The following is a 26,981-nucleotide window of genomic DNA, read 5'->3' on the forward strand; positions in this document are numbered from 1 at the left end:
CAGGCGCCGCGCGGCGCGGCGGACATCCCGGCCGCGGCTCACACCTCGGCCAGGTTGCCCTTGTCCTCGAGCCAGCGGCGGCGGTCCTGGGAGCGCTTCTTGGCCAGCAGCATGTCCAGCAGCGGACCGGTCTCGTCGCCGTCCTCGACGGTCAGCTGCACCAGGCGCCGGGTGTCCGGCGCCATCACCGTCTCGCGCAGCTGCGGCGGGTTCATCTCGCCCAGCCCCTTGAAGCGCAGCACGTTGACCTTGCCCTTGAGCTTTTCGGCGGCGATGCGGTCCAGCACGCCCTGCCGCTCGGTGTCGTCGAGCGCGTAGAACTGGTTCTGGCCGACGTCGATGCGGTACAGCGGCGGCATGGCGACATAGACATGGCCGGCCGCCACCAGCGCCGGGAAATGGCGCACGAACAGCGCGCACAGCAGGGTGGCGATGTGGGCGCCGTCGGAGTCGGCGTCGGCCAGGATGCACACCTTGCCGTAACGCAGCCCGGACAGGTCGCTGGAGCCCGGGTCCACGCCCACCGCCACGGCGATGTCGTGCACCTCCTGCGAGCCGAGCACCTCGCTGCCCTCGACCTCCCAGGTGTTCAGGATCTTGCCGCGCAGCGGCATCACCGCCTGGAATTCACGTTCGCGCGCCTGCTTGGCGCTGCCGCCGGCGCTGTCGCCCTCGACCAGGAACAGCTCGGTGCGCGCCGGGTCCTGCAGCGTGCAGTCGGCCAGCTTGCCGGGCAGTGCCGGGCCCTGCGTGACGCGCTTTCGCACCACCTGGCGGGCGGCCTTCAGGCGCCGTGCGGCGCGGCTGATGACCAGCTCGGCCAACTGCTGGCCGATCTCGGTGTGGTTGTTCAGGTACAGGCTGAAGGCGTCCTTGGCCAGGCCCGAGACGAAGGCCGCGCACTCGCGTGACGACAGCCGTTCCTTGGTCTGCCCGGTGAACTGCGGCTCGCGCAGCTTCACCGACAGCACGTAGGCGACGTTTTCCCACACGTCCTCGGGCGCCAGCTTCAGGCCCCGCGGCAGCAGGTTGCGGAACTCGCAGAATTCGCGAATGGCGTCGGTCAGGCCGCTGCGCAGGCCGTTGACGTGCGTGCCGCCCTGGGCGGTCGGGATCAGGTTGACGTAGCTTTCCGTCACCGACTCGCCGCCTTCCGGCAGCCAGGTGACGGCCCAGTCGGCGGCTTCGTGCTCGGCGGCGAAGCTGGCCGTGAACGGCGTCGCCGGCAGGCACGGCAGGTCCACCAGGGTGGTGGCCAGGTACTCGCCCAAACCGTCGCGGTAGTGCCAGGTCTCGCTGCCGGCGGCATCGGTGAAGCTCACTTCCAGGCCCGGGCACAGCACCGCCTTGGCGCGCAGCAGGTGTTTCAGGCGTCCGAGGTGGAAGGTCGGTGTGTCGAAAAAATGCGCGTCCGGCCAGAAGCGCACCTCGGTGCCGGTCTGCCGGCGCGGCGCCTCGCCGAGCACGGTCAGCTCGCTGCGCTTCTCGCCGTCGGCGAACTCCATGGCGTACTCGCGCCCATCACGCCACACGCGCACCGTCAGGCGCGACGACAGCGCGTTGACCACCGACACGCCGACGCCGTGCAGCCCGCCGGAGAAGCCGTAGGCCTTGTTCGAGAATTTGCCGCCGGCATGCAGCCGGGTCAGGATCACCTCGACGCCCGGCAGGCCCTCCTCGGGGTGCACGTCCACCGGCATGCCGCGGCCGTCGTCGCGCACCGACAGCGAGCCGTCCTCGTGCAGGGTCACGGTGATGCGCCGGGCATGACCGCCCAGGGCTTCGTCGACGGCGTTGTCGATGACTTCCTGCGCCAGGTGATTGGGGCGCTCGGTCTGGGTGTACATGCCGGGGCGCTTGCGCACCGGCTCGAGGCCCGTCAGGACCTCAATGGAAGCGGCGTCGTAGATCGGGTTCATGCAGGTGTGGGCAGGCGGGCTCGGCGCGGTGTAACGGACCGGCCGAGGCGGCCGACGGGTGCGCTATGCTAGCCACTATGAGCAGCAAGCGTAAGCCCGAAGCGCCCAGCGCAGCCGTGGCGCCGGCGCCGGATTTCGAGACCGCGCTGGCGGAGCTGGAGACCATCGTCGAACAGCTCGAGCGCGGCGAACTGAGCCTGGAACATTCATTGCGCGACTTCGAGCGCGGCGTGCAGCTGGCGCGCAGTTGCCAGCTGGCCCTGCGCGAGGCCGAATTGAAGGTCCAGCAGTTGGTCGAGCAGGACGGCCAGTTGCGTCTGGACGGCCTGGATCCGACCGAGTAAGTCGCCGCGGTGTCGCTCAACACGGCGCTCGACACGCTGCGCGCGCGCAGCGAGGCGGGCCTCGATCGCCTGCTGCCGCCGGCCGGGCTGCCGGTGGCGGGTCTGGCCGACGCCATGCGCTACGCCGCGCTCGGCGGCGGCAAGCGCCTGCGCGCGGCGCTGGTGTACACCGCCGGCGAGGCGGTGGGCGCCGAACCCGACGCGCTGGACGCGCCGGCGGTGGCGGTGGAGCTGATCCACGCCTACTCGCTGATTCACGACGACCTGCCGGCCATGGACGATGACGACCTGCGCCGCGGCAAGCCCACCTGTCACCGCGTCTATGGCGAGGCCACGGCCATCCTGGCCGGTGACGCCCTGCAGAGCCTGGCGTTCGAAGTGCTGGCCGCCGCGGAGGCGCTGGCGCCGGCGGCGCGTGTGGCCATGGTGCGCGAACTGGCCGTGGCCGGTGGCGTGCGCGGCATGGCCGGCGGCCAGGCACTGGACCTCGCCGCCGAGGGCCGGCAGCTGTCGGTGGCCGAGCTGGAGGCCGTGCACCGCGGCAAGACCGGTGCGCTGATTGCCGCCTCGGTGCGCATGGGCGCCCTGGCGGTGCTGGCGGCGGATGATCCGATGCTGGCGACGCTGACCGATTACGGCCAGGCGCTGGGCCTGTGCTTCCAGATTCAGGACGACATCCTCGACGTCGAGGGCGATACGGCCACGCTGGGCAAGACCGCCGGCGCCGATGTCGCCCGGGGCAAGGCCACCTATCCGGCGCTGCTGGGGCTGGACGGTGCCCGCGACCGTGCCGGGCAGGCGCATGCACGCGCCGTGGCGGCGTTGGCGCCCTTGGGCGCGGCCGCCGCGCGGCTGCGCCAGCTGGCGGACTTCGCCCTGCAGCGGCGGCAATGACACGGCACCGTCCTGTCTGGCGATGCGGCGCCAGGGACGTGCTGAAAAATTCGGTCCCGGAAATTTTTGGGCTTGTCGCTGCGCGGTAGACGCCCGTGCAGCGCTCCGTGAATCAACGCCTTGCGCCGTCGATTCATGCCGGGGCATCCTGCCCCCTGGGGAACCGCTGAATAAATCATCGGTTCCCCAGGGGGGCGAAATGGACGGACAGCCATTGGTGGGGCAGGTGGCGCTGGTGACCGGTGGCTCACGCGGCATCGGCCGCGCCACGGCCGTGTTGCTCGCGCAGCGTGGGGCCGATGTGGCGGTGCACTTCCGGCGCGACGCGCAGGCCGCCGAGGCGGTGTGCGAGGCCGTCCGCGGCCATGGACGCCGGGCGCTGGCGGTGTGCGCCGATCTGCGCGATCAACCGGCGGTCGCCGGCGCCGTGCAGCGGGTGGGTGAAGCCTTCGGCAGGCTCGATTTGCTGATTGCCAATGCGGCGTCGACGGCCTTCAAGCCCCTGCTCGAGTTGCAGCCGCATCACGTGGGCATGACCCTGGACACCAGTGTGCAGTCGTTGCTGACGCTGGTGCGCACGGCCGTGCCGCTGATGCACCAGCGCGCCGCCCGCATCGTCACCGTGTCCGGCTTCGACACCCTGCGTGCGTTGCCGGGGCACGGCCTGCTGGGCGCCGCCAAGGCGGCGGTGGAGACGCTGACACGTTACCTGGCGGCGGAACTGGCGCCGCTGGGCATCACCGCCAACTGCGTGGTGCCGGGCTTCGTCGCCACTGACTCGGCGCGCCTGTGGGCCGACGCGCACGAGGCCGGGGGCTACGCCGCAGCGGCGCAGGACTGGGCGCGTCGCACGCCGGCCGGGCGGGTCGGCGAGGCCGACGACATCGCCCGCGTGATCGCCCTGCTGTGCTCGCCCGATGCGCGCTGGATCACCGGCCAGGTCATCGTCGCCGACGGCGGGCTCACACTGCGCTGACGCGCCGGCCGGTCAGCGTGTTCGCCGACCGTCCAGGCGCCGGGCCAGGTCGGCCAGAATCAGTTCGTACAAGCGGTCACCCAGCACGGCGTCCTCGACGCCGGGGTCGACGTTGGGGTTGTCGTTGACCTCGATGACCACCACCCGCTCGCCGAACTGCTTCAGGTCCACGCCGTAGAAGCCGTCGCCGATCAGGTTGGCGGCCGCCAGCGCGGTCTTCACCACCATGGCCGGCGCGTCGTCGATCGCCACCGTGCGCGCGCCGCCCTCGGTGAAGCGTCCGCCCTCGCCGTGCTTGACGATCTGCCAGTGGTGCTTGGACATGAAGTACTGGCAGGCGAACACCGGCTCGCGGTTGAGCACGCCGATGCGCCAGTCGAACTCGGTCGGCACGAATTCCTGCAACAGGATCAGGTCCGATTCGCGCAGCAGCGCGCGCGCGAACTGCTCCAGCTGCTCGCGGTTGTCGGCCTTGTGCACGCCGCGCGAGAACGAGCCGTCCGGAATCTTCACCACCGCCGGGTAGCTGACGGCATCGGCCGGCAGGTGCTCGAGCTGACCCTTCTGCAGCACGCGTGAGCGCGGCACCGGCACCCGATTGGCGGACAGCAGTTCGTGCAGGTAGACCTTGTTGGTGCACTTGACGATCGAGTCGGGGTCGTCGATCACCACCATGCCCTCGGCCTGCGCCCGCTTGGCGAAGCGGTACGTGTGGTGGTCGATGGCGGTGGTCTCGCGGATGAACAGCGCGTCGTACTCGGCCAGGCGGCCGTAGTCCTTGCGCGTGATGAGGTCCACCGACAGGCCGAGCTTCTTGCCGGCGCGCACGAACTTGCGCAGGCCGCGGGCGCTGGTCGGCGGCAACTTTTCGGCCGGATCGTGCAGGATGGCGACGTCGTAGCGCGCCGTCTCGCGCACCTTGGGCGTGCGCCAGCGCTTGCTGACGTAGGTCTCGAAGGCAGCCACGAACAGCTCGTGCCGCTCGGCCGGCACCGCCGGCAGTGTCAGCGGGCGGATGGCGTTGATGCGCCACTTGCTGTCGTGCTCGAACTGCACCCGCAGCAGCGGGCACGGGAACAGGTCGAAGATTTCCTCGGCCAGGTCCTGCAGCGCCTCGTCGGCGCAGCGGCCGAAGTAGATGTCCATCTCGAATGCGCTGCGCCCGGCCTCGCGCGCGATGCGCCGCGACAGTGAGCGGTGCACCTGCGCGTCCAGGTCCTCGGCGCCCAGGCTGTAGATGGCCTTGGCCGACAGGTCGGTGATGGCGCGCATGGCCGGAATCACCCGGTGGCGGCGGGCCTCGGCCAGCAGCGAGCAGTAGTAGCCCAGGCTCAGGTAGCGGTAGCCGCGGCACAGGTTCAGCACGCGCACGTCGCGCAGCTTCTGGTATTCGGGGGTGGCCAGGTAGTCCTGCACGGTGACCACCAGGGCCGGCGGGAAATGCGCCGGCCAGTCACGGCGGTGTTCGACCACGACCAGGTGCACCGACATGTCAGCTCCGGACGGTGCGGCGCCGCGCGCGGCGGCGGATCACCAGCGCCGCCCGCTGCCCGGCCTTGCCGTAGCGGGCCATGCGCTGGAAGTCCTTCTTCAGGATCGGCATGCTCATGCAGTCCATGCGGGTCTTGCCCGCCTCCTCGTCGACGAATGGGTCGTGCACGTAGACGTAGCGGTCATCGACGCCCGTGACCACCACCCAGTGCGGGAATTTCTCGCGGTAAATGCGATACGAGCTGATCAGCACAATGGGGATGCCGCCGCCGGCGAAGGCCGCCTGCAGCTGGTCCAGGCTGGCCGCGCCGCGATGCAGCGGCACCGGCAGCGCGCGCAGCTGGTCCAGGAAGTCCTCCTGCACCAGGGTGATCACCGCCTTCTTGTCCGGGCTGCGCACCGAGTCGACGAACAGCGCCCCCTCGTCGTTGACGAACACTTCCACGTCGAAGCCGCGCTGCCAGGCCGCCAGCGCCAGGCCGTACGGTCCGCAGCCGCCGTGGCCGGAGGTCATGAACACGGTGGTCGACTCGCGCCACAGGCGCAGTTCGAGCTTGCGGTCCAGGTGCAGGCGTGGCTGCAGCGCCTTCATGGCCATCAGCAGCGCCGCCGGGCCACAGGTGAAGTCGAGCGTCTGCTGGTAGTACGGCACCACCGCCAGGTCCGGCTGCAGGTGCGGCGCCAGCGATTTTTCGTAGCGCAGTGCCTCGGCGTGGTCCTCGTAGTAATCCTCGTGCACGCCGAAGCGGCGGTAGCCGTTGCGCTCGTACAGGCGGATGGCGGCGGCGTTGTCCGGACGCACTTCCAGGCGCAGGGTCACGCAGTCGCGCGCCAGCGCCGCCTGCTCGCAGGCCAGCAGCAGGTGCTGCGCCAGGCCCTGGCCCCGGCGCCCGGGATCGACGGCAAACGAGTACAGCCGGCCAAGCGAGGTGCCGGTGTTGCACAGCACCATGCCGTAGCCGCACACGTGCGCGTCGCGCTCGATCACCAGGGTGATGGCGTGGCCGCGGGTCAGCAGGTGACGAAAGCTGCGCCGGCTCAGGCGGTCGCTGTCGAAACAGCGCTCCTCGATGGCGACCAGCGCGTCCAGATCGTCGAGCGTGGCGTGGCGGATCATGCGGTGGCCGCGGCTGCGGGCGAAGCGGCGGCATTGTACGGTGCCGTTGGATGCTTCGGGCGGGTTGTTAGAATGCCGTCGAGCCTGCCGGAGACCTGCTGCCTATGAGTTTCATCCGACGCCTGCCAGCGCTTGCGTTGGCCGCGGCGCTTGCGTTGCCGTGTGTTGCCGCACAAGCCACCCGCACGGAAAGGGTGCCACCGGACCCGGCGCAGGAGCTGCGCCGGCTGCAGCGTGAGCACGATGCCTTGCTGGCGCGCCAGCCGGCGCTGGAGGAGGCGGCCGCGCAGGCGGCGGAGCTGGTTGGACAGAATGCGCAGCTGCAGCAGCACGTGCAGGCACTGCAGACGCAGGTGGACGGCCTGCGTGACGAGGCAGGTCAGCTGCGGCGCGAGGAACGCAGGCGCTGGTTTCTGACCGGCGCCGGGGTGCTGGCCGGTGGCGTCGTGCTGGGGCTGGTCCTGCCGCTGCTGCGTCCGCGCCGTCGGCGCAGCTATGGTGGTTTCCTGTGAGTCGACACCAGGGCCGCCGGCCGGCGCTTCCTCACACCTGACCGCGCTCGGCCAGTGACGTGAGCTGGCCGTCGCCGATGACGATGTGGTCCAGTACCCGCACGTCGACCAGTTCCAGCGCCGTTTTCAGCCGCCGGGTGAGCGTGAGGTCGGCGTCGCTGGGCTCGGCCACGCCGGACGGATGGTTGTGGGCCAGGATCAGCGCCGCCGCGTTGTGGCGCAGCGCCGCGCGTACCACTTCTCGCGGGTAGACGCTGGCGGCATTGACGGTGCCGCGGAACAGTTCCTCGAATGCCAGCACCCGGTGGCGGTTGTCCAGGAACAGGCAGCCGAACACTTCCTGCGGGTGGTCGCGCAGCTGCACGGCCAGATAGTCGCGCGCCGCCTGCGGCGAGGTCAGCGCCTCGCCGCGGCGCAGCACCTCCTGCGCGTAGCGGCGGCCGAGTTCGGCCACCGCCAGCAGCTGCGCGTACTTGGCGGCGCCCAGGCCCTTGCGGGCGAGCAGGGCATGGCGGTCGCCGGTCAGCAGCCCGCGCACGCCGCCGTGTTCGGCCAGCAGGTTGCGCGCCAGGTCGACGGCCGATTCACCCCGCACGCCGGTGCGCAGGCAGATGGCCAGCAGCTCGGCGTCGGACAGCGCGCCCGGGCCGCTGGCCAGCAGTCGCTCGCGCGGGCGCTCGTCGGGCTGCCAGTCGAGGATTCCCATGCTGCATCTCCAGTTGAACGCGTTGCCGGGTTGGCCGGCCGACATACCCGTCGCGAGGGCGGGTCACGGCGGGCCTGCCCGCCGGATGGGCGCCGCCGGCGCCGCGTCGATCCGGGCGTGTGACGCTTGTACCGCGAGTGGGCCTGGGGCTGCAGTGACCGGTGCCGCTTTCGAGCGGCCGGCGAAATGGCGCTGCTAAACTGCCGCCGCAACCATGAACGCACTCGCTAACAAACACATCCTGCTCGGCGTGACCGGTGGCATCGCCGCCTACAAGGCACCGGAGCTGGTGCGCCGCCTGCGCGACGCGGGCGCCGACGTGCGTGTGGTGCTGACCGACGCTGCGGCGGCGTTCGTGACGCCGTTGACGCTGCAGGCCGTCAGCGGTCGGCCGGTGCACCAGGCGCTGCTCAGTGCCGAGGCGGAGTCCGGCATGGGCCACATCGAGCTGGCGCGCTGGGCGGACCTGATCCTGATTGCCCCGGCCACGGCCGATTTCATGGCGCGCCTGGCGCATGGCTTTGCCGACGACCTGCTGGCCGCCTGCTGCCGGGCGAGCCGGGCACCGCTGGCCATCGCGCCGGCCATGAACGCCGGCATGTGGGAGAACGCGGCCACGCAGCGCAACCTGCGTCAGCTCGTCGACGACGCGGTGCGCGTGTTCGGTCCGGCCAGCGGCAGCCAGTCCTGTGGCGAGGTCGGCGAGGGGCGCATGCTCGAACCGCTGGAACTGGTGGCGCGGTGCGCGGCGCAGTTCGGTGCCGGCGCGCTGGCCGGACGGCGGGTGGTGGTCAGTGCCGGGCCGACCTTCGAGGACATCGACCCGGTGCGGTTCATCGGCAACCGCAGCTCCGGGCGCATGGGTTACGCGATTGCCCAGGCCGCGCGCGAGGCGGGCGCCGAGGTGACGCTGGTCACCGGTCCGGTGGCGCTGGCCGACCCGTCCGGCGTGGCGGTGCAGCGCGTGCGCTCGGCGCTGCAGATGCGCGATGCCGTGCTGTCGGCGGTGGCCACCGCGGATGTCTACGTCGGCACCGCCGCGGTGGCCGACTACCGCCCGGCGGCACCGGCCGGGCGCAAGATCAAGAAGGACCGGGATGCGCTCAGTGTCGAGCTGATCCGCAACCCCGACATCCTGTCCGAGGTCGCCGCGCTGCAGCGCCGGCCGTTCACGGTCGGTTTCGCCGCCGAGACGGACGATGTGCTCGCCTACGCGCGGCGCAAGCTCGACGACAAGCGCCTTGATCTGATCGCCGCCAACACGGTCGGCGCCGGCCTTGGCTTCGAAACGGACGACAACGCGCTCACGCTGCTGTGGCCGGGCGGGCAGCGCGAGCTGGCGCGCGCCTCCAAGGCGGCGCTGGCGCGCGCGCTGATTGCGGAAATTGCGGAGCGGCTGCATGCGCGCGGTTGAGCTGAAGATTCTCGATCCGCGTCTTGGCGCCGAGTTGCCGCTGCCGCAGTACGCCACCGACGGCGCCGCCGGCCTGGACCTGCGCGCCTGCCTGGACGCGCCGCTGACGCTGGCGCCGGGTGACACGGCGCTGATCGGCACCGGTTTTGCAATACACATCGCAGATGCTGGTCTTGCCGCCGTGCTGCTGCCGCGCTCGGGACTCGGGCACAAGCACGGCATCGTGCTGGGCAACCTGGTCGGGCTGATCGACAGCGACTACCAGGGCGAGGTGATGGTGTCGTGCTGGAACCGCGGCGCGGCGCCATTCACCATCGAGCCCGGCGAGCGTATTGCCCAGCTGGTGCTGGTGCCGGTGGTGCAGGCGCGTTTCGAGGTGGTGCAGGACTTCACCCCCAGCGCCCGCGGTGGCGGGGGATTCGGACACACAGGCCGCGCCTGAGCGGCCCCAGACAATGAGGTTGCCATGAGCGAACGCTACCTGCCGCCGGAGGAAATCTTCCGCGCCTACGACATCCGCGGCGTGGTCGGGCAGAGCCTGACCGAGACCGGTGTCTACCAGATCGGTCGCGCCATCGGCACGCTGGTGCGCCGCGCCGGCTGCAGCGAGGTGGTGGTCGGCCGTGACGGACGCCTGTCGGGTCCGGCGCTGTCCGACGCGCTGACGCGGGGCCTGGCGGCCACCGGCTGCGGCGTGATCGATGTCGGCATGGTGCCGACGCCGGTGGTGTATTTCGCCAGCTTCGCGTTCGACACCGGTTGCGGCGTGGCGGTGACCGGCAGCCACAATCCGCCCGATTACAACGGCCTGAAGATCGTCGTTGCCGGCAAGACGCTGTCCGGTGACGACATCCTCGGCATCCGTCGCCTGATCGAGGCCGACGATCTGGAGTCCGGCTTCGGCCACGTGCGCGAGGCCGACGCGCTCACGCCGTATCGCGAGCGGATTCTGGGCGACGTGAAGCTGGCGCGGCCGCTCAAGGTGGGCGTCGACTGTGGCAACGGTGTCACCGGCGCCAGCGCCCCGGATCTGCTGGAAGCGCTCGGCTGCGAGGTGGTGCCGCTGTTCGCCGAGGTGGACGGCACCTTCCCCAACCACCATCCGGACCCGACCAAGCCCGAGAACCTCGAAGACCTGATCGCCAGCGTGCGCGCGCGCGGGCTTGACCTTGGCGTGGCCTTCGACGGCGACGGCGATCGCCTGGGCGTGGTCACCGCCAGCGGGCGGGTGGTGTTCGCCGACCGGCTGATGATCCTGTTCGCGCGTGACGTGCTCTCGCGCGTGCCGGGCGCCACCATCCTGTTCGACGTGAAATGCACGCGTCACCTGCCGCGCGCCATCGACGCCGCCGGCGGCAAGCCGCTGATGTGGAAGACCGGCCACTCGCTGATCAAGGCCAAGATGGCCGAGACCGGCGCCGCGCTGGCCGGCGAGATGAGCGGGCACATCTTCGTCAAGGAACGCTGGTACGGCTTCGATGACGGCGTGTATGCCGCCTGCCGGCTGCTGGAGTACCTCAGCCGCCAGGACCAGACGCCGGAGCAGGTCTTCGCGGCGATTCCGGATTCGGCCAGCACGCCCGAGCTGCAGATCAAGCTCAGGGAAGGCGAGCACTTCGCGCTGATGAAGGAGCTGATCGACGCGGCCGATTTCCCGGGCGCCGAGGTGAGCACGCTCGACGGCATCCGCGCCGACTACGCCGACGGCTTCGGTCTGGTGCGCCCGTCCAACACCACGCCGGTGCTGGTGCTGCGCTTCGAGGCCGACGACGAGGACGCGCTTGTCCGTATCCAGGACGCCTTCCGGGCGTTGTTCGCGCGCGTGCGGCCGGGGCTGGAGCTGCCGTTTTGAGCCGCCAGTACCGTATCGCGCCGTCCATCCTGTCGGCCGATTTCGCGCGCCTGGGGGCCGAGATCGACGCCGTGCTGGCGGCCGGCGCGGACTGGGTTCACGTCGACGTGATGGACAACCATTACGTGCCGAACCTCACCATCGGGCCGCTGGTGGTGGAGGCGTTGCGCCGCCACGCGCCGCAGGCCTTCTTCGACGTGCACCTGATGGTCGAGCCGGTGGATGCGCTGATCCCGGCCTTTGCTGCCGCCGGCGCCAGCCTGATCAGCTTTCACCCGGAGGCCTCGCGGCACGTCGACCGCACGCTCTCGCTGATCCGCGAGCACGGCTGTGAGGCGGGCCTGGTGCTGAACCCGGCCACGCCGCTGGCGTGCCTGGACTACGTCATGGACCGGCTGGATCTGGTCTTGCTGATGTCGGTGAATCCGGGTTTCGGTGGCCAGAGCTTCATCCCGTCGGCGCTGCCGAAGATCGCGCAGGTGCGCGAACGCATCGATGCCAGCGGGCGGGACATCCGCCTCGAGGTCGACGGCGGCATCAAGATCGACAACATCGCGGCCGTGGCACGGGCCGGGGCCGATACCTTCGTCGCCGGCTCGGCGGTGTTCGGCACGTCCGACTACAACGCCACCCTTGCCGCCATGCGCGCCGAGCTTGGCGGTGGGGGCTGAGGAAGGCCCAAAGAAAGGGCGTTCGCGCCCGTTCTTCAGGTCGTCCGGTCGCGGTGCCTGCCGGTGACCGGTGCCACCCAGTGGGCAGCTGGGGCGACCGGTGGACGCCTCCGCCATCCCGGGCGCGCGGCGCCGCATCGTTGACAAGACTTTTCAACGGTGCGGTAAGCAGCCAACATTGCCGGCCCTTTTCCCATACCCGTCGCCCGCGCCATGGATGAAGCCCGTTTCGCCGCCCTCGCCGCCGAGGGGTACACCCGCATCCCGCTGACGCTGGAGACGTTTGCCGATCTGGACACGCCTCTGTCGGCGTACCTGAAGCTGGCGGCCGGGCCGAACAGCTTCCTGCTCGAGTCGGTGGTCGGCGGAGAGCGCTTCGGGCGTTACTCGTTCATCGGGCTGCCGGCGCGGCGCTGGCTGCGCAGCCGCGGTTTTCACACCGAGGTGGTCGACAACGGCGAGGTGGTGGAAACCGACGACGGCAACCCGCTGGATTTCATCGAGCGCTACCGCCAGCGCGAGCGGGTGTTCGTGCCGCCGGGCATGCCGCGGTTCTGCGGCGGGCTGGCCGGGTACTTCGCCTACGACGCAGTGCGCTACATCGAGCCGCGCCTGGCCGAGTGTCCGCTGCCGGACACGCTGGGCACGCCGGACATCCTGCTGCTGCACACCGAAGAACTGGCCGTGGTCGACAACCTGGCCGGCAAGATCTATCTCATCGTCTACGTGGACCCGGCGCAGCCGGGAGCCCATGCCCACGGCCTGGCGCGGCTGGCGACGCTGCTGGCGCGCCTGCGCAGCCCGCTGACGCCACCGGCCAGCCCGGCCGGGCGCATCGCTCCCGAACAGCGCGATTTCGCCAAGGCCGACTTCCTGGCGGCGGTGGGGCAGGCCAAGGAATACATCGCCGCCGGCGACATGATGCAGGTGCAGGTCGGCCAGCGCATCCGCCGCCGGTTCACCGAATCGCCCCTGGCGCTGTACCGGGCGCTGCGCACGCTCAATCCGTCGCCGTACATGTATTTCTACGACTTTGGCGAATTTCAGGTGGTCGGTGCGTCACCGGAGATCCTGGTGCGTCAGGAAGCCAGCGCCGAGGGCACCCGGGTCACCATCCGTCCGCTGGCCGGCACCCGTCCGCGCGGCGCCACGCCCGAGGAGGACCGGCGCCTGGCCGAGGAGCTGCTGGCCGACCCCAAGGAGCGGGCCGAGCACGTGATGCTCATCGACCTGGCGCGCAACGACATCGGCCGCATCGCGCAGACCGGTTCGGTGAAGGTCACCGACGAGATGGTCATCGAGCGTTACTCGCACGTGATGCACATCGTTTCCAACGTCGAGGGCCTGCTGAAGCCCGGACTCGGCAATTTCGACGTGCTGCGCGCCACCTTCCCGGCCGGCACGCTGACCGGTGCGCCCAAGGTGCGGGCGATGGAAATCATCGACGAGCTGGAGCCGGTCAAGCGCGGCATCTACGGCGGTGCCTGCGGCTACCTGAGCTACTCCGGGGACATGGACCTGGCCATCGCCATCCGCACCGGCATCGTCAAGGACGATGCGCTGTCGGTGCAGGCGGCGGCCGGCGTCGTGGCCGATTCGGTGCCGGAGAACGAGTGGCAGGAAACCGAGAACAAGGCGCGCGCGCTGCTGCGGGCGGCCGACCTGGCGCAGGGTGGGCTCGACCTGGCGCTCTGACGCCACGGCTGCACGAAACCGCCGCCTGCGTCGAGGTACGCTCGACAGCCCGCCATGCCGGCGCGGTGCCCGCCCGTCACGGGTTCACGCGCCTGATGGACGTCGGGGCGTCCTGCCTTCGACGGAAGCGCTGACTGAGTCGGCCTTTCCCCGGGCGTGCGTTCTGCAACAATCGCCGTCTGTAGCCGGACATGATTTTGAACGGCCGCCGGTGGCCGGCTCGCAAAGTGGAGGGAGACATGCGTGCATGGCTGTTCACCGCCGCTATGGCCGGACTGCTGCTGGCGGGCGTGGCCCGGGCCGGCGAACCGGCGGCGCCGGTGACCCTGGCGGCCGTGGAACAGGTGCCGGCGACGGTGTCGCTGACCCTGCCGGGTTCCGTCATTGCCCGTCGCGAGGCGGAGCTGTCGGTGGAGGTGGCCGGCCTGGTCGCCGAACTGGCGGTTGATGCGGGCGATCGGGTGCAGGCCGGCGACGTGCTGCTGGGCTTGCGCCAGCGCCCGCAGGAGCTGACGCTGGCAGCGGCGCGCGCCGAGGTGCAGCGCGCCCGGGCGCGGGCCGAGCTGGCAACGGTGCAGGCGCGCCGGCAGGGCGATCTGCTGCGTCGGCAGATGACCCCCCAGGACAGCTACGACCAGGCGCTGGCGCTGCGCCGCGAGGCCGCGGCCGAACTGGCTTCCGCCGAAGCCCGGGTGGCGCTGCTCGAAGACGAACTGGCGCGGCACACCCTGAAGGCGCCGTTCGATGGCGTGATCGACCGCAAGCTGACCGAACTCGGGGCCTGGGTGCGGCCGGGCGACGCCGTGCTGCGCCTGGTGGAACTGGCGGCGTTGCGGGTCGAGTTTGCCCTGCCGCAGGCGCACTACCCGCTGGTCGAACCCGGCACGCCGGTTCAGCTCCGTTTCGATGCCATCCCCGGCGACCCTCTCCAGGCCACGGTGGCGCGCCTGATTGCGGTCGGCCAGCCGGCAGCGCGTACCTTTCGGGTGCAGGTCGAGCTGTCCAACCCGCGATACCGCTATGCCCCCGGCATGTCGGTGGACGCGACGCTGATGCCCGCCGCCGGCGCTACGGTCACCACCGTGCCGCGGGATGCCCTGGTACGGCGGCCCGACGGCAGCGCCCTGCTGTGGCTGGCGCGCGAGCAGGACGGTGGGCTCAGCGCGGTGGCCCTGCCGGTGCGGCCCGGCCGTGCGTTGGGGGACCGACTCGAGGTGAGCGCCGATGGCCTGAGCGCCGGTGCCCGGGTGGTGGTGCACGGCAACGAACGCTTGCGGCCCGGCCAGGCGCTGCGTGTGGTCGACGTGCCCTGAGGTAGCCATGTTCGAGGGACTCCTGCGGCACGGCATGGTGGTGGCAGTGGCGGCACTGGTGGTGTGCCTGCTGGGCATCGCCGCGATCTTCCGGGTGCCGGTGCAGATGATCCCGGACATGGACATCACCTCGCTCACCGTGGCCACTCAATGGCCGGGTGCGGCGCCGCAGGATGTCGAGCGCGAGATTCTGATCGAGCAGGAGGAGTACCTGCGCTCGATCCCGGGGCTGTCGCGCATGACCGCCGAGGCGACCACCGGCAACGCCACCATCGAGCTCGACTTCGGGATCGGTCGCAGCCTGAGCGAGGTGCTGGCGCTGACCAACAACGCCCTCTCGCAGGTGCCGCGCTATCCGGACAACGTGGATCGGCCGCGCATCTTCACCACGGCGTTCTCCGACAATTACTTCATGTTCTATGTGATCCAGCCGGCGCCGGGCAACCCGCGCGGGTTGGACATCGAGATGCAGTTCGACTTCGTCGAGGACACGGTCAAGGCGGCATTCGAACGCACACCCGGTGTGGCCGAGGTGCGGGTGGAAGGCGGTGCCGAGCGCCAGCTGCGGGTGTACGTGGACCCGGCGCAGCTGGCGCAGCGCCGCATTCGCCTCAGCGAGCTGCGCGACGCGCTGCTGGCACGCAACCGCGACCTGTCCGGCGGCGACATCGACGCCGGCAAGCGCCGCTACCTGGTGCGCACGCTCGGCCGTTTCGCCGATGTCGGCGAGGTGCAGGACGCCATCGTCGCCCAACGTGACGGCGCGCCCGTGTACCTGCGCGATCTGGCGCGGGTCGAGCTCACGCACGCCGAGCTGCGTTCGCACACGCGCTTCGGCGGCGAGACGGGCCTGATGGTGAGCATCAAGAAGCAGCGCGGCACCAACGTGGTGGAGGTCGAGCGGGCCGTCACGGCGACGGCCGAACGCCTGCACAAGACCGTGCTGCCGGCCGCCGGCCTGCACATGTTCCTGATGCACTCGGACGTGAACTACGTGCGCCAGGCGGTGGGTGTGGTGCGCCAGAACCTGGTTTCGGGCGCCCTGCTGGCGCTGCTGGCGCTGTACCTGTTCCTGCGCCGGCCGGCCCCGACACTGATCGGCGCGCTCGGTCTGCCGGTGGCGACGCTGGCGGCGTTCATCGGCCTGCTGTGGGCCGGGCGCACCATCAACGTGGTGTCGCTGGCCGGTGTGGCGCTGGCCATCGGCATGACGCTGGACAACAACATCGTGGTGCTGGAAAACATCCACCGCCATCGCGCCGCCGGACGGCGCGGGCTGGAGGCGGTGCTGGCCGGCACACGCGAGGTGTGGGGGGCGGTGCTGGCGTCGACTGCCACCACGGTGATCGTTCTGTTGCCGTTGCTGCTGGTGCGCCAGGAGGCGGGCCAGCTGTACTCGGACATCGCGGTGGCCATTGCGGCCGCCATCGTCGCCTCGCTGCTGGTGGCGCTGACGCTGGTGCCGGTGGCGGAGGCCCGCCTGGTCGGTTCCGCCGCCGAGGCACCCGGCAGCGGCCTGCTGGCCCGCATGGGTGCCCGCTTTGCCACGGCCTACACCCGTGTGCTCGGCTGGTTGCTGGCCGGACGCCTGCGCAGTGCCGGTTACGCCGTGCTCCTGGTGCTGGCGGCCGGGACGGTGGGGCTGCTGCTGACGCCGCGCGCCGAGTACCTGCCCGAAGGCGAGGAGGCCGTGACGTTTTCCATGCTGTTCCCGCCGCCGGGCTACAACCTGGCGACCATGGATCGCATCGGCCGCGAGATCGATGCCGCTTTCGGGCCGCACCTGGGGCGGGACCCGGCGGACTACGATCCGGACCGTGATGTCATCCCACCGCTGCGCTGGTTCATGACCAGCACCAGCGCCGGTGGCCTGCAGATCATCGCCGGCACGCGCGATCGTGCCCACGTCACGCCGTTGATCGACACCCTCGGACGGCGCCTGGCCGAGTATCCGGGCATGATTTCGTTCTCGGCGCGCGGGTCGATCTTTTCCGGCAACGAAGGCGGCACGCGCAGCATGGAGCTCGATATCTCGGGCGAGGAACTGCAGCCGCTGTTCGAGGTGGGGCTGAAGGCCTTCCTGAAGGCGCGTGAGGTGCTGGGGGATCCACAGATCCTGCCCGACCCGCCGAGCCTGAGTCTGGGCCAGCCGTTCATCGAGGTGCGTCCGGACTGGGAGCGGGCGGCCGAGCTCGGCCTCGCCGCCGACGAACTGGGCTACCTGGTGTGGGCACTGGCCGACGGCGCCTACCACGACGATTTCTATCTCGGCGACCGCAAGGTGGATCTGTTCCTGTACGGCAGCGCGCAGCCGCCGCGGCGGCCGGCCGACCTGGCGGCGCTGCCGCTGTACACCGAACGCGGCGGCATCGTGCCGCTGTCGGCGCTGGCGCGGCTGCGCGAAACCGTCGACACGGACACCATCCGTCGCCTGAACGGTCAGCGCACGGTGACCCTGAATATCGTCTCGCCCACCGACATGCCGCTGGAAACCGCCGTGCACAAGGTGCAGACCGAGGTGGTGGGTGCGTTGCGGGCAGCCGGTGACGTGCCGGACGGCGTGCATATCGCCATCGGTGGCGCCAGCGACAAGCTGGCCAGTACCCGCGCCGCGCTGGCGGACAACATGTTGCTGGCGCTGGCTTTGGTGTACCTGGTCATGGCGGCCATACTGCGCCATTGGGGCTATCCGCTGGTGATCATGCTGACGGTGCCGCTGGGTTACGCCGGCGGCGTGCTCGGCTTGAGGCTGATGAACGCGGTGGGCATCAGCGCCGGCTTCGACATGATCACCGTGCTGGGTTTTCTGGTGCTGATCGGTGTGGTGGTGAACAACCCGATCCTGCTGGTCGAGCGTTATCGGGAAAGCCTGGCGGCCGGCGTGGCACCCGCGCAGGCCCTGCTCGATGCCGCCCGGACACGCCTGCGGCCGATCATGATGACCACACTGACCACGCTGTTCGGTCTGTTCCCGCTGGTGTTCCTGCCGCGCGAGGGCACCGAGCTGTACCGGGGTCTGGGCATCGTGCTGCTGTTCGGTCTGCTGTTCTCCGCCCTGGTGACGCTGACCTTCACGCCCTGCCTGCTGCGCTGTCTGCGGTCCGGTCGGGCCGCCTGAGTGCCGGCCGGTTCCATCCCGGCTTTCGCAGTTGCCCCCGATCGACGGACAATAGGCGTCTTTTTGCCAGCCAGCGGCTGCCTTGGCGACGGAATAGCGCGCGCATGGTGTTGATGCTCGACAACTACGACTCGTTCACCTTCAACCTGGTGCAGTACCTGGGTGAGTTGGGTGTGGATGTGGTCACCCACCGCAACGACTGCATCAGCCTGGACGAGGTGGAGCGCCTGGCGCCGGAGCGCATCGTCGTGTCGCCGGGGCCATGCACGCCGGACGAGGCGGGCATCTCGCTGGACCTGATACGCCGCTTCGCCGGGCGGGTGCCGATCCTTGGCGTGTGCCTGGGGCACCAGGCCATCGGCCAGGCGTTCGACGGGCGCGTCATCCGCGCCGACGAGGTCATGCACGGCAAGACCTCGCCCGTGCACCACGACGGTCAGGGGCTGTTCGCCGGCTTGCCCAATCCGTTCACCGCCACGCGCTATCACTCGCTGGTGGTGGAATGGGCGAGCCTGCCGCCGTGTCTGGAAGTGACCGCCTGGACCTGTCACGCCGACGGCAGCCGGCACGAGATCATGGGCCTGCGCCACCGCGAGTTGCCGGTGGTCGGGGTGCAGTTTCATCCCGAATCGATTCTGACCCAGCACGGCCACGCCCTGCTGGCCAATTTCCTGGCCATGCCGGCCGGTCGGTCATGAGCGTGCAGGCGGCCATCGCCCGCGCCGTGGCGGGCGAGGATCTGGACGGCGCGCAGATGGCCGAGGCCATGCGCGCCATCATGAGCGGCGAGGCGACACCGGCCCAGATCGGCGGCCTGCTGGTGGCGCTGCGCATGAAGGGCGAGACGGTGACCGAGATCGCCGCCGCGGCGCAGGTGATGCGCGAGTTCGCGCTGAAGGTGGACGTCACCCCGGAGCGACTGGTCGACACCTGCGGCACCGGTGGCGATGGTGCCGGCCTGTTCAACGTGTCCACCGCAGCCGCCTTCGTGGTGGCGGCTGCCGGTGGGCGGGTGGCCAAGCACGGCAACCGCTCGGTCTCCAGTGCCAGCGGCAGCGCCGACGTGCTGGAGGCACTCGGTGTGCGCATCGAGCTGCCGCCGGAGGCAATCGCCCGCTGTATCGACGAGGTCGGTTTCGGTTTCATGTTTGCACCGGCGCACCACCGCGCCACCCGCCATGCGCTGGGACCACGGCGCGAGCTTGGCATCCGCACGCTGTTCAACCTGCTGGGGCCGCTGACCAATCCGGCGCGTCCGACCTGTCAGGTAGTGGGCGTGTACACGGTGGCACTGGTGGAGCCCATCGCCCAGGTGCTGGCGCGCCTGGGCAGCCGCCACGTGCTGGTGGTGCACGCCGACGACGGGCTGGACGAGATCAGCCTGGGCGCCGCCACGCAGGTGGCGGAACTGAAGGACGGCGCGGTGCGCTGCTACCGCATCGAGCCCGAGCAGTTCGGCTTCACGCGCGTGCCCAGCGAGCGGCTGGCGGTGCCGGACGTGCCGGCCAGCGTGACCATGCTGCGCGGTGCGCTGGCCGGCGAGGCGGGCCCGGCGCGCGACATCGTGGCCCTGAATGCCGGCGCGGCGCTGTACGTGGCGGGGCTTGCCCGCTCCCTGGAAGACGGTGTGGCCCAGGCGCAGGCGCTGCTCGCCGGTGGTGTCGCCGCGCAGCGGGTGGCCGAGCTGGCTGCCCTGAGTCAGCGCCTGGAGGCGCCATGAACACCCCCGACGTACTGAAGAAAATTCTCGCGGCCAAGGCGGACGAACTGGCGGCTGCGCAGCGCGTCCGTCCGTTGCCCGAACTGCGCCGCGAGGCGGAGGCCATGCCCGCGGCGCGCGGCTTTGCCGCCGCACTGGCGGCGCGGGTGACGCGCGGGCAGGCAGCGGTGATCGCCGAAATCAAGCAGGCCTCGCCAAGCAAGGGCCTGCTGCGGGCCGACTTCGACCCGCCGGCCATCGCGCGCAGCTATCTGGCCGGTGGCGCGGCCTGCCTGTCGGTGCTCACCGACGGGCCGTTTTTCAAGGGCAGCCTCGACCACCTGCGCGCCGTGCGCGCGGCGGTGGAGCTGCCGTTGCTGCGCAAGGACTTCCTGCTCGATCCGTACCAGGTGTATGAGGCGCGCGCGGCCGGCGCCGACTGCATCCTGCTGATCGTGGCGGCGCTCGACGACGCCCGGCTGGCCGATCTTTACGCCGCGGCGGCGGAACTGGGCCTGGATGCGTTGATCGAAGTGCACGATGCGTACGAGCTCGACCGCGCGCTGGCACTGTCGCCGCGCCTGCTGGGGGTCAACAATCGCAACCTGCATACCTTCGAAACGCGGCTGGACACCACCGTGCGCCTGGCCGGCCGGGTGCCGCGCGACTGCCTGCTGGTGGCGGAAAGCGGCATTCACAGCGCCGCCGACGTGGCGCTGATCCGCAGTGCCGACGTGCACGCGTTCCTGGTCGGCGAGGCTTTCATGCGCGCCGCCGATCCCGGCGCGCGCCTGGCCGAACTGTTTCCCGTCGAGGCCTGAGCGTGGCCGAGCGTCCGCCGCCGCACGCCGGGTTGCGCCACGTGGCGCTGTTCGTCGAGAACCTCGAGGCCTGCGAGCGGTTCTATGTCGATCTGCTCGGCCTGCACGTGGAATGGCGTCCGGACCCGGACAACGTGTACCTCAGCGGTGGCCACGACAACCTGGCGCTGCACCGCGGGCCGCGGACGGCCGAGCAGGGGCAGCGCCTGGATCACATCGGCTTCGTGTTGCGCCGTATCGAAGACGTCGATCCGTGGCATGACTTTCTGCGTGACAATGGCGTCCGCATCGTCGCCGCGCCGCGCACGCACCGCGATGGTGCGCGCAGCTTCTACTGCCTGGACCCGGCAGGCAACCGGGTGCAAATCATCTTCCATCCTCCCTTGGCCGGCGCCGTGCGCCCGCCGCGGTAATTGCCATGCCCGAACTGAACGACAAGCTCACGCTGCACGGTTTCAACAACCTGACCAAGACGCTGAGCTTCAATATCTATGACATCTCGTACGCGCTGACGCGCGAAGCGCAGCAGCAGTACATCGATTACATCGACGAGACGTACAACGCCGAGCGCCTGACCCGCATCCTGAGCGACGTTGCCGACATCATCGGCGCCAACATCCTGAACATAGCCCGCCAGGACTATGACCCGCAGGGTGCCAGCGTGACCATGTTGATTTCCGAGGGCGCCCACCCGCCCGAAGGCGCCACCGGCGAGGGCCCCGGCCCGCGGCCGGACGCGGTGGTAGGGCATCTGGACAAGAGCCATGTCACCGTGCACACCTACCCGGAGCAGCACCCGGATAACGGCATCAGCACCTTCCGCGCCGACATCGACGTGTCGACCTGCGGTCACATCTCACCGCTGCGGGCGCTGAATTTCCTCATCCACAGCTTCGAGTCCGACATCGTCATCATGGATTACCGGGTGCGTGGCTTCACCCGCGACGTGCGGGGCTTCAAGCACTACATCGACCACAACATCCATTCCATCCAGAGCTTCATCGAGGCCGATACGTTGACGCGCTTCCACGCCGTGGACGTGAACGTGTATCCGGAGAACATCTTCCACACCAAGCTTCGGGTGCGGGAATTCGACCTCGACAACTACCTGTTCGGCGTCAATGCCGGGGACCTGCCGCCGCAGGAGCGGGTGGCGACGGCGGCGCGCCTGGAGCGCGAGATCCAGGAAATCTTCTACGCCACCAACATGAAGTGACGCGGTGGGAGCCGTGCCCCGGCGGGCACTGATCGCTACAGCCGGTAGGCGGTGGTGGTCATGACCTTGGCCGCCAGGCGCATCAACCCGCGCAGCGGCGCCGGCAGTTCACGACCGCCGGCGCGGCGGGCGCTGTCGCCGTGGCGGGCCTCGTCACGGCGCATTTGTTCGAGCACCGCGCGGCTGCGCCGGTCGGCGGCCGGCAGGCGCGCCAGGTGGCCGTCCAGGTGCCGCTCCACCTGACGTTCGGTCTCCGCCACGAAGCCCAGGCTCCAGGTGTCCCCGGCCAGGCCTGCCAGGGTGCCGATACCCAGTGCGCCGCCGAACCACAGCGGGTCCAGAAGGCTGCGTCGGCCGCCGAGCGCGCGCAGGCGTTCCTGGCACCAGGTGATGTGTGCCGCTTCCTCGTCTCCGGCCGCACGTAGATGCGCCAGTGTGGCCGGCTGGCGGGCGGCCAGTGATTGCCCCAGGTACAGGCCCTGGGCGGCCAGCTCGCCGGCGTGGTTGACGCGCATCAGGGCGGCGGCGCGTCGCCGCTCGGCCGATGTGAGCCCGTCCGGCTCCGGCAGATCGTCGGCGGGACCCGATGCGGGGCGCTGGCCGCCGGCTGGCAGGCGTCTTAGCAGCTGGTCGACGGTCAGCAGGAAGCGGTCGCTTGGGCGATAGCGGATCTCGGACATGGCGGACGTCGCGGATGGGGTCGTGGGTCAAGTCTATACTCGCCCTTCAGCTCAAGCAGGCAGCCGCTACATGACTTTGCCGCCGCAACATCGCCAACTCATCGACGGCCCGGCCGGTGCACTGGAGGTGCTGGTGGAGGCGCCGCCACAGATTGCCGGGCCCGTGTGCGTGATATGCCACCCGCACCCGCAGTACGGGGGCACCCTGGACAACAAGGTCGTGTACACGCTGGCGCGGGCGGCGCAGGGGCTCGGTGCGCCCGCGGTGCGTTTCAACTTTCGCGGCGTCGGGCGCAGCGAGGGTGCCTTCGCCAACGCCGTCGGCGAGGTGGACGACCTGCTTGCGGTGACCGCGTTCGCCCGCGCGCGATGGCCGGAGCGGCCCGTCCACGTGGCCGGGTTCTCCTTCGGTGCGGCGGTGGCCTTGCGCGGGCATGCCGCTGTCGGTGCCGAGAGCCTGCTCCTGGTGGCGCCACCGGCGGGCATGGGGTACCTGGAGCCGGCTGCTGCCCCGGAGGTGCCCTGGCAGGTGATTCACGGGCGCGATGATCAGCTGATCGCGCTGGACGTCCTGCAGCGCTGGCTGCAGACGGTCGACCCCTTGGCGCCGCTCTCGGTGATCGACGATGCCGATCATTTTTTTCATGGCCGTCTCACGCCGCTGCGCGAGGCGGCACAGGCGTTCTGGGAGCCCCTGTGGCGGGCGGTGCCTTGACAGTACCGGTGGCGCCACATAGGATGCACGCCCTTTTTGCGGGCCATTTGCGAATTCGGCATGAAGACTGTCAGCGCCACCCCCAGCACCGTGCGCCAGGATTGGTATCTCGTTGATGCCGAGGGGAAGACCCTTGGGCGTCTGGCGACCGAGATTGCCCGCCGTCTGCGCGGCAAGCACAAGCCGTTGTACACCCCGCACGTGGACACCGGCGATTACATCGTCGTGATCAATGCGGAGAAGGTGTGTGTGACCGGCCGCAAGCAGACCGACAAGGTCTATCATCATCACACCGGCTATATCGGTGGCTTGCGCAGCGAGACGTTCGCCGACCGCATTGCCCGCCGGCCGGCACTGGTGCTCGAGCAGGCGGTCAAGGGCATGCTGCCAAAGAACCCGCTCGGTCGCGCCATGTTCCGCAAGCTGAAGGTTTATGCTGGCGCGGAGCATCCGCATACGGCCCAGCAGCCGCAGGCGCTGGACATTTGATCAACGCAGTTCGGATTCCGTCATGCCAGTAGTGCAAAAACCCATTTCGGTCGGTCGGCGTAAGTCGGCCTCGGCGCGTGTCATCCTGAGCCTGGGCAGCGGCGCCATTTCCATCAACGGCCGCAGCCTTGAGGAATACTTTGGGCGCCAGACCTCGCGCATGCTCGTGCGCCAGCCGCTGGAGGCTGTCGAGCGGTCGGAAGGCTTCGATCTGAAGATCACGGTCAAGGGCGGCGGGCCGAACGGCCAGGCCGGCGCGATTCGGCACGGCATCACGCGGGCGCTGATCGAGTTTGACGAGACGTTCCGCCCGGTGCTGCGCAAGGCCGGTTATGTGACGCGCGACGCGCGCGAGGTGGAGCGCAAGAAGGTCGGCTTGCACAAGGCGCGGCGCGCCAGCCAGTTCTCCAAGCGCTGAGCCGCGCTGGAGCGCTCGGGTGGGGGATCGTCCAACGGTAGGACAGCGGACTCTGACTCCGTCAATCTAGGTTCGAATCCTAGTCCCCCAGCCATTTTTGCTGGACAAATTTGGGAAGCCCGGCCTGCTCGTCATGCCGGGCTTTTTTTGTGTGTCAAAGGCACGACCGCCGTCGGCGGCGTGCGGGGGATGCGGTGATGATCAAGGTTGGAATTGTCGGCGGGAGCGGTTTCACCGGTGTCGAGCTGCTGCGTTTGCTGTGTCATCACCCGCAGGCCGAATTGAGCGTGATTACCTCGCGCAGCGAGGCCGGACAGCCGGTGAGCAGCGTGTTTCCGAGCTTGGCCGGGCGGGTGGATGTGGCGTTCAGTGACGTCGACGTACGTGCCTTGGCCACCTGCGATGTGGTGTTCTTCGCCACGCCCAACGGCGTGGCCATGCAGCAGGTGCCGACGCTGCTGGACGCCGGTGCCCGGGTGATCGATCTGGCGGCCGATTTCCGTTTGCGCGATCCGGCTGTGTGGGAGCGTTGGTACGGCATGCCGCATGCCTGTCCGCAGTTCCTGGAGGAGGCCGTGTATGGCCTGCCGGAGATCAACCGCGACCGGATCGCGTCCGCGCGTCTGATCGCCAACCCGGGGTGCTACCCGACGGCCGTCACGCTGGGATTCCTGCCCCTGGTGGAGGCGGGCCTGGTGGATCCGGCCGACCTGGTGGCCGACTGCAAGTCGGGCGTCAGCGGTGCCGGCCGGCACGTGCGCGCGGATCTGGCGTTCTGCGAGGTGAACGAAAACTTTCGTGCCTACAACGTGTTCGCGCACCGGCATCAGCCGGAGATCACGCAGACGCTCAACGGGATGGGTGCCGGGGGGGTGGATCTGACCTTCGTGCCACACCTGGTGCCCATGAACCGGGGGATACACGTCACGTTGTATTCGCGGCTCACCCAGGCCGCCGATCTGCAGGCGGTGTACGAGGCGCGTTATCGCAACGAGCCTTTCGTTCGGGTTCTGCCCGCCGGCGGACACCCGCAGACCGGCGCCGTGCGGGCGGGTAACGACTGCGTGATGGCCGTGCATGGCGAGGGCCGCCGGGTGGTGGTGCTGTCGGTGATCGACAACCTGGTCAAGGGGGCCGCGGGCCAGGCGATCCAGAACATGAATCTCATGTTTGGGCTCGACGAGACCTGTGGCTTGCGCCAGCCGGCTCTGGCGCCGTGAAGACTCCCTCGCGGCCAGGTCGCTTTCTGGCCGGGGTGTTCGTCGGAGTGGTGGCGGGACAGCTTGCCGGCTGGGCAACGGGGCTGCGCGGCGTCGAGACGCCGTCGCCGGTCGATGCCGAGCCACTGGTGGCACTGCGTGAGCAAAACGCGCTGCTCCGGCAGCTGCAGCTCGTGGACCGCGAAGCGCTGGTCGTGTTGCGTGGGCAGATGGTGGACCTGAATGCCCGGAACGCGGACCTTGAACGTCGCCTGGATCTCCTGCGTGGCGTCTTGTTGCCGCACGGACGCACCCCCGATCTGGGTGTTGGTGAGGTAACGCTGACCCGGCACGCGGGCGAGGTCGCCTACCGCGTTTTGTTGGTGCGGGTGGCTGCCGGTGACGATGCGCCGGCCTTGGCTGGGCGCGTGCGGCTCTGGCTCTTGGGTCAGGAGGCGGGAGGTGATGCGCAGCCCGCATTGCTCCTGGCCGAGCAGTCGTTGTCGCTCAGTCGCCTGCAGGTGCTGTCGGGAGCGGGTCCCGTGGCGGCAACGTTCGCCCCGCAACGGTTGCGCGTTGACCTGGAGCCGAAGGGACAGGCGCCGCGCCGGTTTGAGTTTCCCTGGCGCGAGGCCCTGGCGGCGCGCGCAACTTCGCCGCCCTGATAAAGTCTCAGGGAATATGCCCGTTGGGCGTGGAACATTTTTCTGGAGGTTTCGATGTCGAACCTGTCTCAAGTCCTTTTCACGGAAGCCGCGGCCCGGCGGGTCGGTGAGCTGATTGCCGAGGAAGGCAACCCCCAACTCAAGTTGCGTGTGTTCATCAGCGGTGGTGGTTGTTCTGGCTTCCAGTATGGCTTCACCTTCGACGAGGCCCAGGATGACGGCGATTGCGCCGTGACCACGGAGGGGGTCACGCTGCTCATCGATCCGTTGAGCCTGCAATACATGGAAGGTGCGGAAATCGACTACCGCGAAGATTTCCAGGGCGCTCAGTTCGTCATCCGCAACCCCCTGGCCACCACCACCTGCGGTTGCGGTTCGTCGTTCAGCGTGTGATGGCCGACGGCCCGGGGTTCAGCGCGCCTTAGGGCAGGTAGACACAGCCCAGAACGGCCGGGCGGTGCGCGCCGGTGAGGTGACGCAGATCCAGCGCGGCCTCGTGTATACGCTGGCGCGCCAGCCAGGCAAAGGCCAGCGCCTCCACGTGTTGTGGATCAATGCCCTCGTCGGCTGTCGAACGCACCTTGAGCCACGGCAGCTGGCGGGCGATGCGCTCCATCAGATCGACATTGCGCACGCCACCGCCGCAGACCAGTACATCGCGCAGGGAGCGATGCTGTCGCAGGTTGGTGGCGACACTAACCGCCGTGAATTCAGCCAGCGTCGCCTGGACATCGGCCGGTGGCAGCGGTGGCAGGCCGGACAGCACGGTATCCAGCCAGGCCAGATTGAACATCTCGCGCCCGGTGCTCTTGGGGGGCGCACGGTCAATGAATGGATGCGCCAGCAGCGCGTCCAAGAGTGCGTCATTGACATGGCCACCGCGCGCGAACTGTCCGTTGTGATCGTAGTTCTGGCCAAGGTGGCGCGATGCCCAGCCATCGAGCAGCACGTTGGCGGGTCCGGTGTCCCAGCCCCTGACGGGGTGGCCGGCGGAACCGAGCAGCGAGACGTTGGCCATGCCGCCGAGATTCAGTACTGCCCGTTCGGCTTGCGTCAA

The 26,981-nt window shown here is 69.6% G+C and carries 28 protein-coding genes and 1 tRNA gene; 23 read left to right on the top strand and 6 right to left on the bottom strand.

The window, feature by feature from the left end:
* Positions 1–38: 38 nt before the first annotated feature.
* Complete coding sequence (gene parE, locus ABYX71_RS00065) at positions 39–1,919, bottom strand: DNA topoisomerase IV subunit B (protein WP_372693655.1); 1,881 nt, start codon at positions 1,917–1,919, stop codon at positions 39–41.
* 77 nt (positions 1,920–1,996) lie between these two features.
* Here parE and ABYX71_RS00070 point away from each other — a divergent pair, with 77 nt between their 5' ends.
* The 3 genes from ABYX71_RS00070 (at position 1,997) to ABYX71_RS00080 (ending at position 4,133) form a co-directional block, all read left to right on the top strand.
* Positions 1,997–2,263, top strand: coding sequence for an exodeoxyribonuclease VII small subunit (locus ABYX71_RS00070; RefSeq protein ID WP_372693657.1), 267 nt, complete (start codon positions 1,997–1,999; stop codon positions 2,261–2,263).
* Positions 2,264–2,272: 9 nt separating this feature from the next.
* Positions 2,273–3,157, top strand: coding sequence for a (2E,6E)-farnesyl diphosphate synthase (gene ispA / locus ABYX71_RS00075; protein ID WP_372693659.1), 885 nt, complete (start codon positions 2,273–2,275; stop codon positions 3,155–3,157).
* Positions 3,158–3,356: 199 nt separating this feature from the next.
* Positions 3,357–4,133 carry an SDR family oxidoreductase gene (locus tag ABYX71_RS00080; RefSeq protein WP_372693661.1) on the top strand — a complete coding sequence of 259 codons (777 nt, stop codon included), beginning with the start codon at positions 3,357–3,359 and terminating at the stop codon, positions 4,131–4,133.
* A 12-nt stretch (positions 4,134–4,145) separates the two neighbouring features.
* Here ABYX71_RS00080 and ABYX71_RS00085 read toward each other — a convergent pair whose 3' ends face one another.
* Both ABYX71_RS00085 and ABYX71_RS00090 read right to left on the bottom strand, forming a co-directional pair.
* The gene (locus tag ABYX71_RS00085) at positions 4,146–5,624 is read right to left on the bottom strand and encodes a RimK family protein (RefSeq protein ID WP_372693663.1); all 1,479 of its coding nucleotides are present in this window, start codon (positions 5,622–5,624) and stop codon (positions 4,146–4,148) included.
* Between the two features lies 1 nt (position 5,625).
* Complete coding sequence (locus ABYX71_RS00090; RefSeq protein WP_372693665.1) at positions 5,626–6,741, bottom strand: GNAT family N-acetyltransferase/peptidase C39 family protein; 1,116 nt, start codon at positions 6,739–6,741, stop codon at positions 5,626–5,628.
* Positions 6,742–6,845: 104 nt separating this feature from the next.
* Between ABYX71_RS00090 and ABYX71_RS00095 the strand changes: the two genes are divergently transcribed.
* Positions 6,846–7,253 carry a TIGR04211 family SH3 domain-containing protein gene (locus tag ABYX71_RS00095; RefSeq protein WP_372693667.1) on the top strand — a complete coding sequence of 136 codons (408 nt, stop codon included), beginning with the start codon at positions 6,846–6,848 and terminating at the stop codon, positions 7,251–7,253.
* A 31-nt stretch (positions 7,254–7,284) separates the two neighbouring features.
* On the opposite strand, the gene radC is transcribed toward ABYX71_RS00095, so the two are convergent.
* A complete protein-coding gene (radC, locus tag ABYX71_RS00100; protein ID WP_372693669.1) occupies positions 7,285–7,959 on the bottom strand; it encodes a DNA repair protein RadC in 675 nt (224 codons plus the stop codon).
* 214 nt (positions 7,960–8,173) lie between these two features.
* On the opposite strand from radC, the gene coaBC reads away from it, so the two are divergent.
* From coaBC to speD, 12 genes are all read left to right on the top strand, one after another.
* Complete coding sequence (coaBC, locus tag ABYX71_RS00105; RefSeq protein WP_372693671.1) at positions 8,174–9,373, top strand: bifunctional phosphopantothenoylcysteine decarboxylase/phosphopantothenate--cysteine ligase CoaBC; 1,200 nt, start codon at positions 8,174–8,176, stop codon at positions 9,371–9,373.
* Positions 9,360–9,815 (top strand): dUTP diphosphatase, encoded by a 456-nt coding sequence (dut, locus tag ABYX71_RS00110; protein ID WP_372693673.1) that lies wholly within the window; start codon positions 9,360–9,362, stop codon positions 9,813–9,815. Before coaBC ends, dut begins: the two co-directional genes overlap by 14 nt.
* A gap of 24 nt (positions 9,816–9,839) precedes the next feature.
* Entirely contained in the window at positions 9,840–11,225 is a 1,386-nt protein-coding gene (locus ABYX71_RS00115) for a phosphomannomutase/phosphoglucomutase (protein WP_372693675.1), read from the top strand.
* Positions 11,222–11,896 (top strand): ribulose-phosphate 3-epimerase, encoded by a 675-nt coding sequence (gene rpe, locus ABYX71_RS00120; protein ID WP_372693677.1) that lies wholly within the window; start codon positions 11,222–11,224, stop codon positions 11,894–11,896. Before ABYX71_RS00115 ends, rpe begins: the two co-directional genes overlap by 4 nt.
* Before the next feature lie 213 nt (positions 11,897–12,109).
* Positions 12,110–13,591, top strand: a complete 1,482-nt coding sequence (gene trpE, locus ABYX71_RS00125; RefSeq protein ID WP_372693678.1) for an anthranilate synthase component I — start codon at positions 12,110–12,112, stop codon at positions 13,589–13,591.
* Between the two features lie 239 nt (positions 13,592–13,830).
* A complete protein-coding gene (locus tag ABYX71_RS00130) occupies positions 13,831–14,904 on the top strand; it encodes an efflux RND transporter periplasmic adaptor subunit (protein ID WP_372693680.1) in 1,074 nt (357 codons plus the stop codon).
* A 7-nt stretch (positions 14,905–14,911) separates the two neighbouring features.
* Positions 14,912–18,022, top strand: a complete 3,111-nt coding sequence (locus ABYX71_RS00135) for an efflux RND transporter permease subunit (RefSeq protein ID WP_372693682.1) — start codon at positions 14,912–14,914, stop codon at positions 18,020–18,022.
* Between the two features lie 104 nt (positions 18,023–18,126).
* Positions 18,127–18,720, top strand: coding sequence for an aminodeoxychorismate/anthranilate synthase component II (locus ABYX71_RS00140; RefSeq protein ID WP_372693684.1), 594 nt, complete (start codon positions 18,127–18,129; stop codon positions 18,718–18,720).
* Positions 18,717–19,742: an anthranilate phosphoribosyltransferase gene (trpD, locus tag ABYX71_RS00145; RefSeq protein WP_372693686.1), complete on the top strand. Its 1,026-nt coding sequence runs from the start codon at positions 18,717–18,719 to the stop codon at positions 19,740–19,742. The genes ABYX71_RS00140 and trpD overlap by 4 nt, the downstream gene beginning before the upstream one ends.
* Positions 19,739–20,542: an indole-3-glycerol phosphate synthase TrpC gene (gene trpC / locus ABYX71_RS00150; protein WP_372693688.1), complete on the top strand. Its 804-nt coding sequence runs from the start codon at positions 19,739–19,741 to the stop codon at positions 20,540–20,542. Before trpD ends, trpC begins: the two co-directional genes overlap by 4 nt.
* The gene (locus tag ABYX71_RS00155) at positions 20,539–20,955 is read left to right on the top strand and encodes a VOC family protein (RefSeq protein ID WP_372693710.1); all 417 of its coding nucleotides are present in this window, start codon (positions 20,539–20,541) and stop codon (positions 20,953–20,955) included. Before trpC ends, ABYX71_RS00155 begins: the two co-directional genes overlap by 4 nt.
* Before the next feature lie 5 nt (positions 20,956–20,960).
* Entirely contained in the window at positions 20,961–21,758 is a 798-nt protein-coding gene (speD, locus tag ABYX71_RS00160) for an adenosylmethionine decarboxylase (RefSeq protein WP_372693690.1), read from the top strand.
* A gap of 35 nt (positions 21,759–21,793) precedes the next feature.
* Here speD and coq7 read toward each other — a convergent pair whose 3' ends face one another.
* Positions 21,794–22,438 (bottom strand): 2-polyprenyl-3-methyl-6-methoxy-1,4-benzoquinone monooxygenase, encoded by a 645-nt coding sequence (coq7, locus tag ABYX71_RS00165; RefSeq protein WP_372693692.1) that lies wholly within the window; start codon positions 22,436–22,438, stop codon positions 21,794–21,796.
* 70 nt (positions 22,439–22,508) lie between these two features.
* Here coq7 and ABYX71_RS00170 point away from each other — a divergent pair, with 70 nt between their 5' ends.
* The 7 genes from ABYX71_RS00170 to erpA all read left to right on the top strand — a co-directional run bounded on the left by ABYX71_RS00170 (position 22,509) and on the right by erpA (position 26,317).
* Positions 22,509–23,153 carry an alpha/beta hydrolase gene (locus tag ABYX71_RS00170; protein WP_372693694.1) on the top strand — a complete coding sequence of 215 codons (645 nt, stop codon included), beginning with the start codon at positions 22,509–22,511 and terminating at the stop codon, positions 23,151–23,153.
* Positions 23,154–23,213: 60 nt separating this feature from the next.
* Entirely contained in the window at positions 23,214–23,642 is a 429-nt protein-coding gene (gene rplM, locus ABYX71_RS00175; RefSeq protein ID WP_372693696.1) for a 50S ribosomal protein L13, read from the top strand.
* Positions 23,643–23,664: 22 nt separating this feature from the next.
* Positions 23,665–24,060 carry a 30S ribosomal protein S9 gene (gene rpsI / locus ABYX71_RS00180; protein ID WP_372693698.1) on the top strand — a complete coding sequence of 132 codons (396 nt, stop codon included), beginning with the start codon at positions 23,665–23,667 and terminating at the stop codon, positions 24,058–24,060.
* Positions 24,061–24,080: 20 nt separating this feature from the next.
* Positions 24,081–24,154 (top strand) — tRNA-Gln (locus ABYX71_RS00185).
* 103 nt (positions 24,155–24,257) lie between these two features.
* Positions 24,258–25,280, top strand: a complete 1,023-nt coding sequence (argC, locus tag ABYX71_RS00190) for an N-acetyl-gamma-glutamyl-phosphate reductase (RefSeq protein WP_372693700.1) — start codon at positions 24,258–24,260, stop codon at positions 25,278–25,280.
* Positions 25,281–25,327: 47 nt separating this feature from the next.
* Positions 25,328–25,924, top strand: coding sequence for a DUF6776 family protein (locus ABYX71_RS00195; protein ID WP_372693702.1), 597 nt, complete (start codon positions 25,328–25,330; stop codon positions 25,922–25,924).
* A gap of 54 nt (positions 25,925–25,978) precedes the next feature.
* Positions 25,979–26,317: an iron-sulfur cluster insertion protein ErpA gene (gene erpA / locus ABYX71_RS00200; RefSeq protein WP_372693704.1), complete on the top strand. Its 339-nt coding sequence runs from the start codon at positions 25,979–25,981 to the stop codon at positions 26,315–26,317.
* 28 nt (positions 26,318–26,345) lie between these two features.
* Here erpA and ABYX71_RS00205 read toward each other — a convergent pair.
* Positions 26,346–26,981: anhydro-N-acetylmuramic acid kinase (locus ABYX71_RS00205; protein WP_372693706.1), on the bottom strand; the 636-nt coding region annotated here is incomplete at its 5' end.

Source organism: Immundisolibacter sp. (assembly GCF_041625615.1).
Lineage (GTDB): Bacteria > Pseudomonadota > Gammaproteobacteria > Immundisolibacterales > Immundisolibacteraceae > Immundisolibacter.

Excerpts from the sequence above, each read along its gene's own strand:
- ABYX71_RS00095 (WP_372693667.1), top strand. The coding sequence starts at position 6,846 with ATGAGTTTCATCCGACGCCTGCCAGCGCTTGCGTTGGCCGCGGCGCTT.
- ABYX71_RS00085 (WP_372693663.1), bottom strand. The coding sequence starts at position 5,624 with ATGTCGGTGCACCTGGTCGTGGTCGAACACCGCCGTGACTGGCCGGCG.
- ABYX71_RS00135 (WP_372693682.1), top strand. The coding sequence starts at position 14,912 with ATGTTCGAGGGACTCCTGCGGCACGGCATGGTGGTGGCAGTGGCGGCA.
- ABYX71_RS00115 (WP_372693675.1), top strand. The coding sequence starts at position 9,840 with ATGAGCGAACGCTACCTGCCGCCGGAGGAAATCTTCCGCGCCTACGAC.
- ABYX71_RS00080 (WP_372693661.1), top strand. The coding sequence starts at position 3,357 with ATGGACGGACAGCCATTGGTGGGGCAGGTGGCGCTGGTGACCGGTGGC.
- argC (WP_372693700.1), top strand. The coding sequence starts at position 24,258 with ATGATCAAGGTTGGAATTGTCGGCGGGAGCGGTTTCACCGGTGTCGAG.
- speD (WP_372693690.1), top strand. The coding sequence starts at position 20,961 with ATGCCCGAACTGAACGACAAGCTCACGCTGCACGGTTTCAACAACCTG.
- coaBC (WP_372693671.1), top strand. The coding sequence starts at position 8,174 with ATGAACGCACTCGCTAACAAACACATCCTGCTCGGCGTGACCGGTGGC.
- rplM (WP_372693696.1), top strand. The coding sequence starts at position 23,214 with ATGAAGACTGTCAGCGCCACCCCCAGCACCGTGCGCCAGGATTGGTAT.
- ABYX71_RS00130 (WP_372693680.1), top strand. The coding sequence starts at position 13,831 with ATGCGTGCATGGCTGTTCACCGCCGCTATGGCCGGACTGCTGCTGGCG.
- trpC (WP_372693688.1), top strand. The coding sequence starts at position 19,739 with ATGAACACCCCCGACGTACTGAAGAAAATTCTCGCGGCCAAGGCGGAC.
- ABYX71_RS00170 (WP_372693694.1), top strand. The coding sequence starts at position 22,509 with ATGACTTTGCCGCCGCAACATCGCCAACTCATCGACGGCCCGGCCGGT.
- trpD (WP_372693686.1), top strand. The coding sequence starts at position 18,717 with ATGAGCGTGCAGGCGGCCATCGCCCGCGCCGTGGCGGGCGAGGATCTG.
- ABYX71_RS00090 (WP_372693665.1), bottom strand. The coding sequence starts at position 6,741 with ATGATCCGCCACGCCACGCTCGACGATCTGGACGCGCTGGTCGCCATC.
- ABYX71_RS00140 (WP_372693684.1), top strand. The coding sequence starts at position 18,127 with ATGGTGTTGATGCTCGACAACTACGACTCGTTCACCTTCAACCTGGTG.
- dut (WP_372693673.1), top strand. The coding sequence starts at position 9,360 with ATGCGCGCGGTTGAGCTGAAGATTCTCGATCCGCGTCTTGGCGCCGAG.
- parE (WP_372693655.1), bottom strand. The coding sequence starts at position 1,919 with ATGAACCCGATCTACGACGCCGCTTCCATTGAGGTCCTGACGGGCCTC.
- erpA (WP_372693704.1), top strand. The coding sequence starts at position 25,979 with ATGTCGAACCTGTCTCAAGTCCTTTTCACGGAAGCCGCGGCCCGGCGG.
- trpE (WP_372693678.1), top strand. The coding sequence starts at position 12,110 with ATGGATGAAGCCCGTTTCGCCGCCCTCGCCGCCGAGGGGTACACCCGC.
- ABYX71_RS00070 (WP_372693657.1), top strand. The coding sequence starts at position 1,997 with ATGAGCAGCAAGCGTAAGCCCGAAGCGCCCAGCGCAGCCGTGGCGCCG.
- coq7 (WP_372693692.1), bottom strand. The coding sequence starts at position 22,438 with ATGTCCGAGATCCGCTATCGCCCAAGCGACCGCTTCCTGCTGACCGTC.
- radC (WP_372693669.1), bottom strand. The coding sequence starts at position 7,959 with ATGGGAATCCTCGACTGGCAGCCCGACGAGCGCCCGCGCGAGCGACTG.
- rpsI (WP_372693698.1), top strand. The coding sequence starts at position 23,665 with ATGCCAGTAGTGCAAAAACCCATTTCGGTCGGTCGGCGTAAGTCGGCC.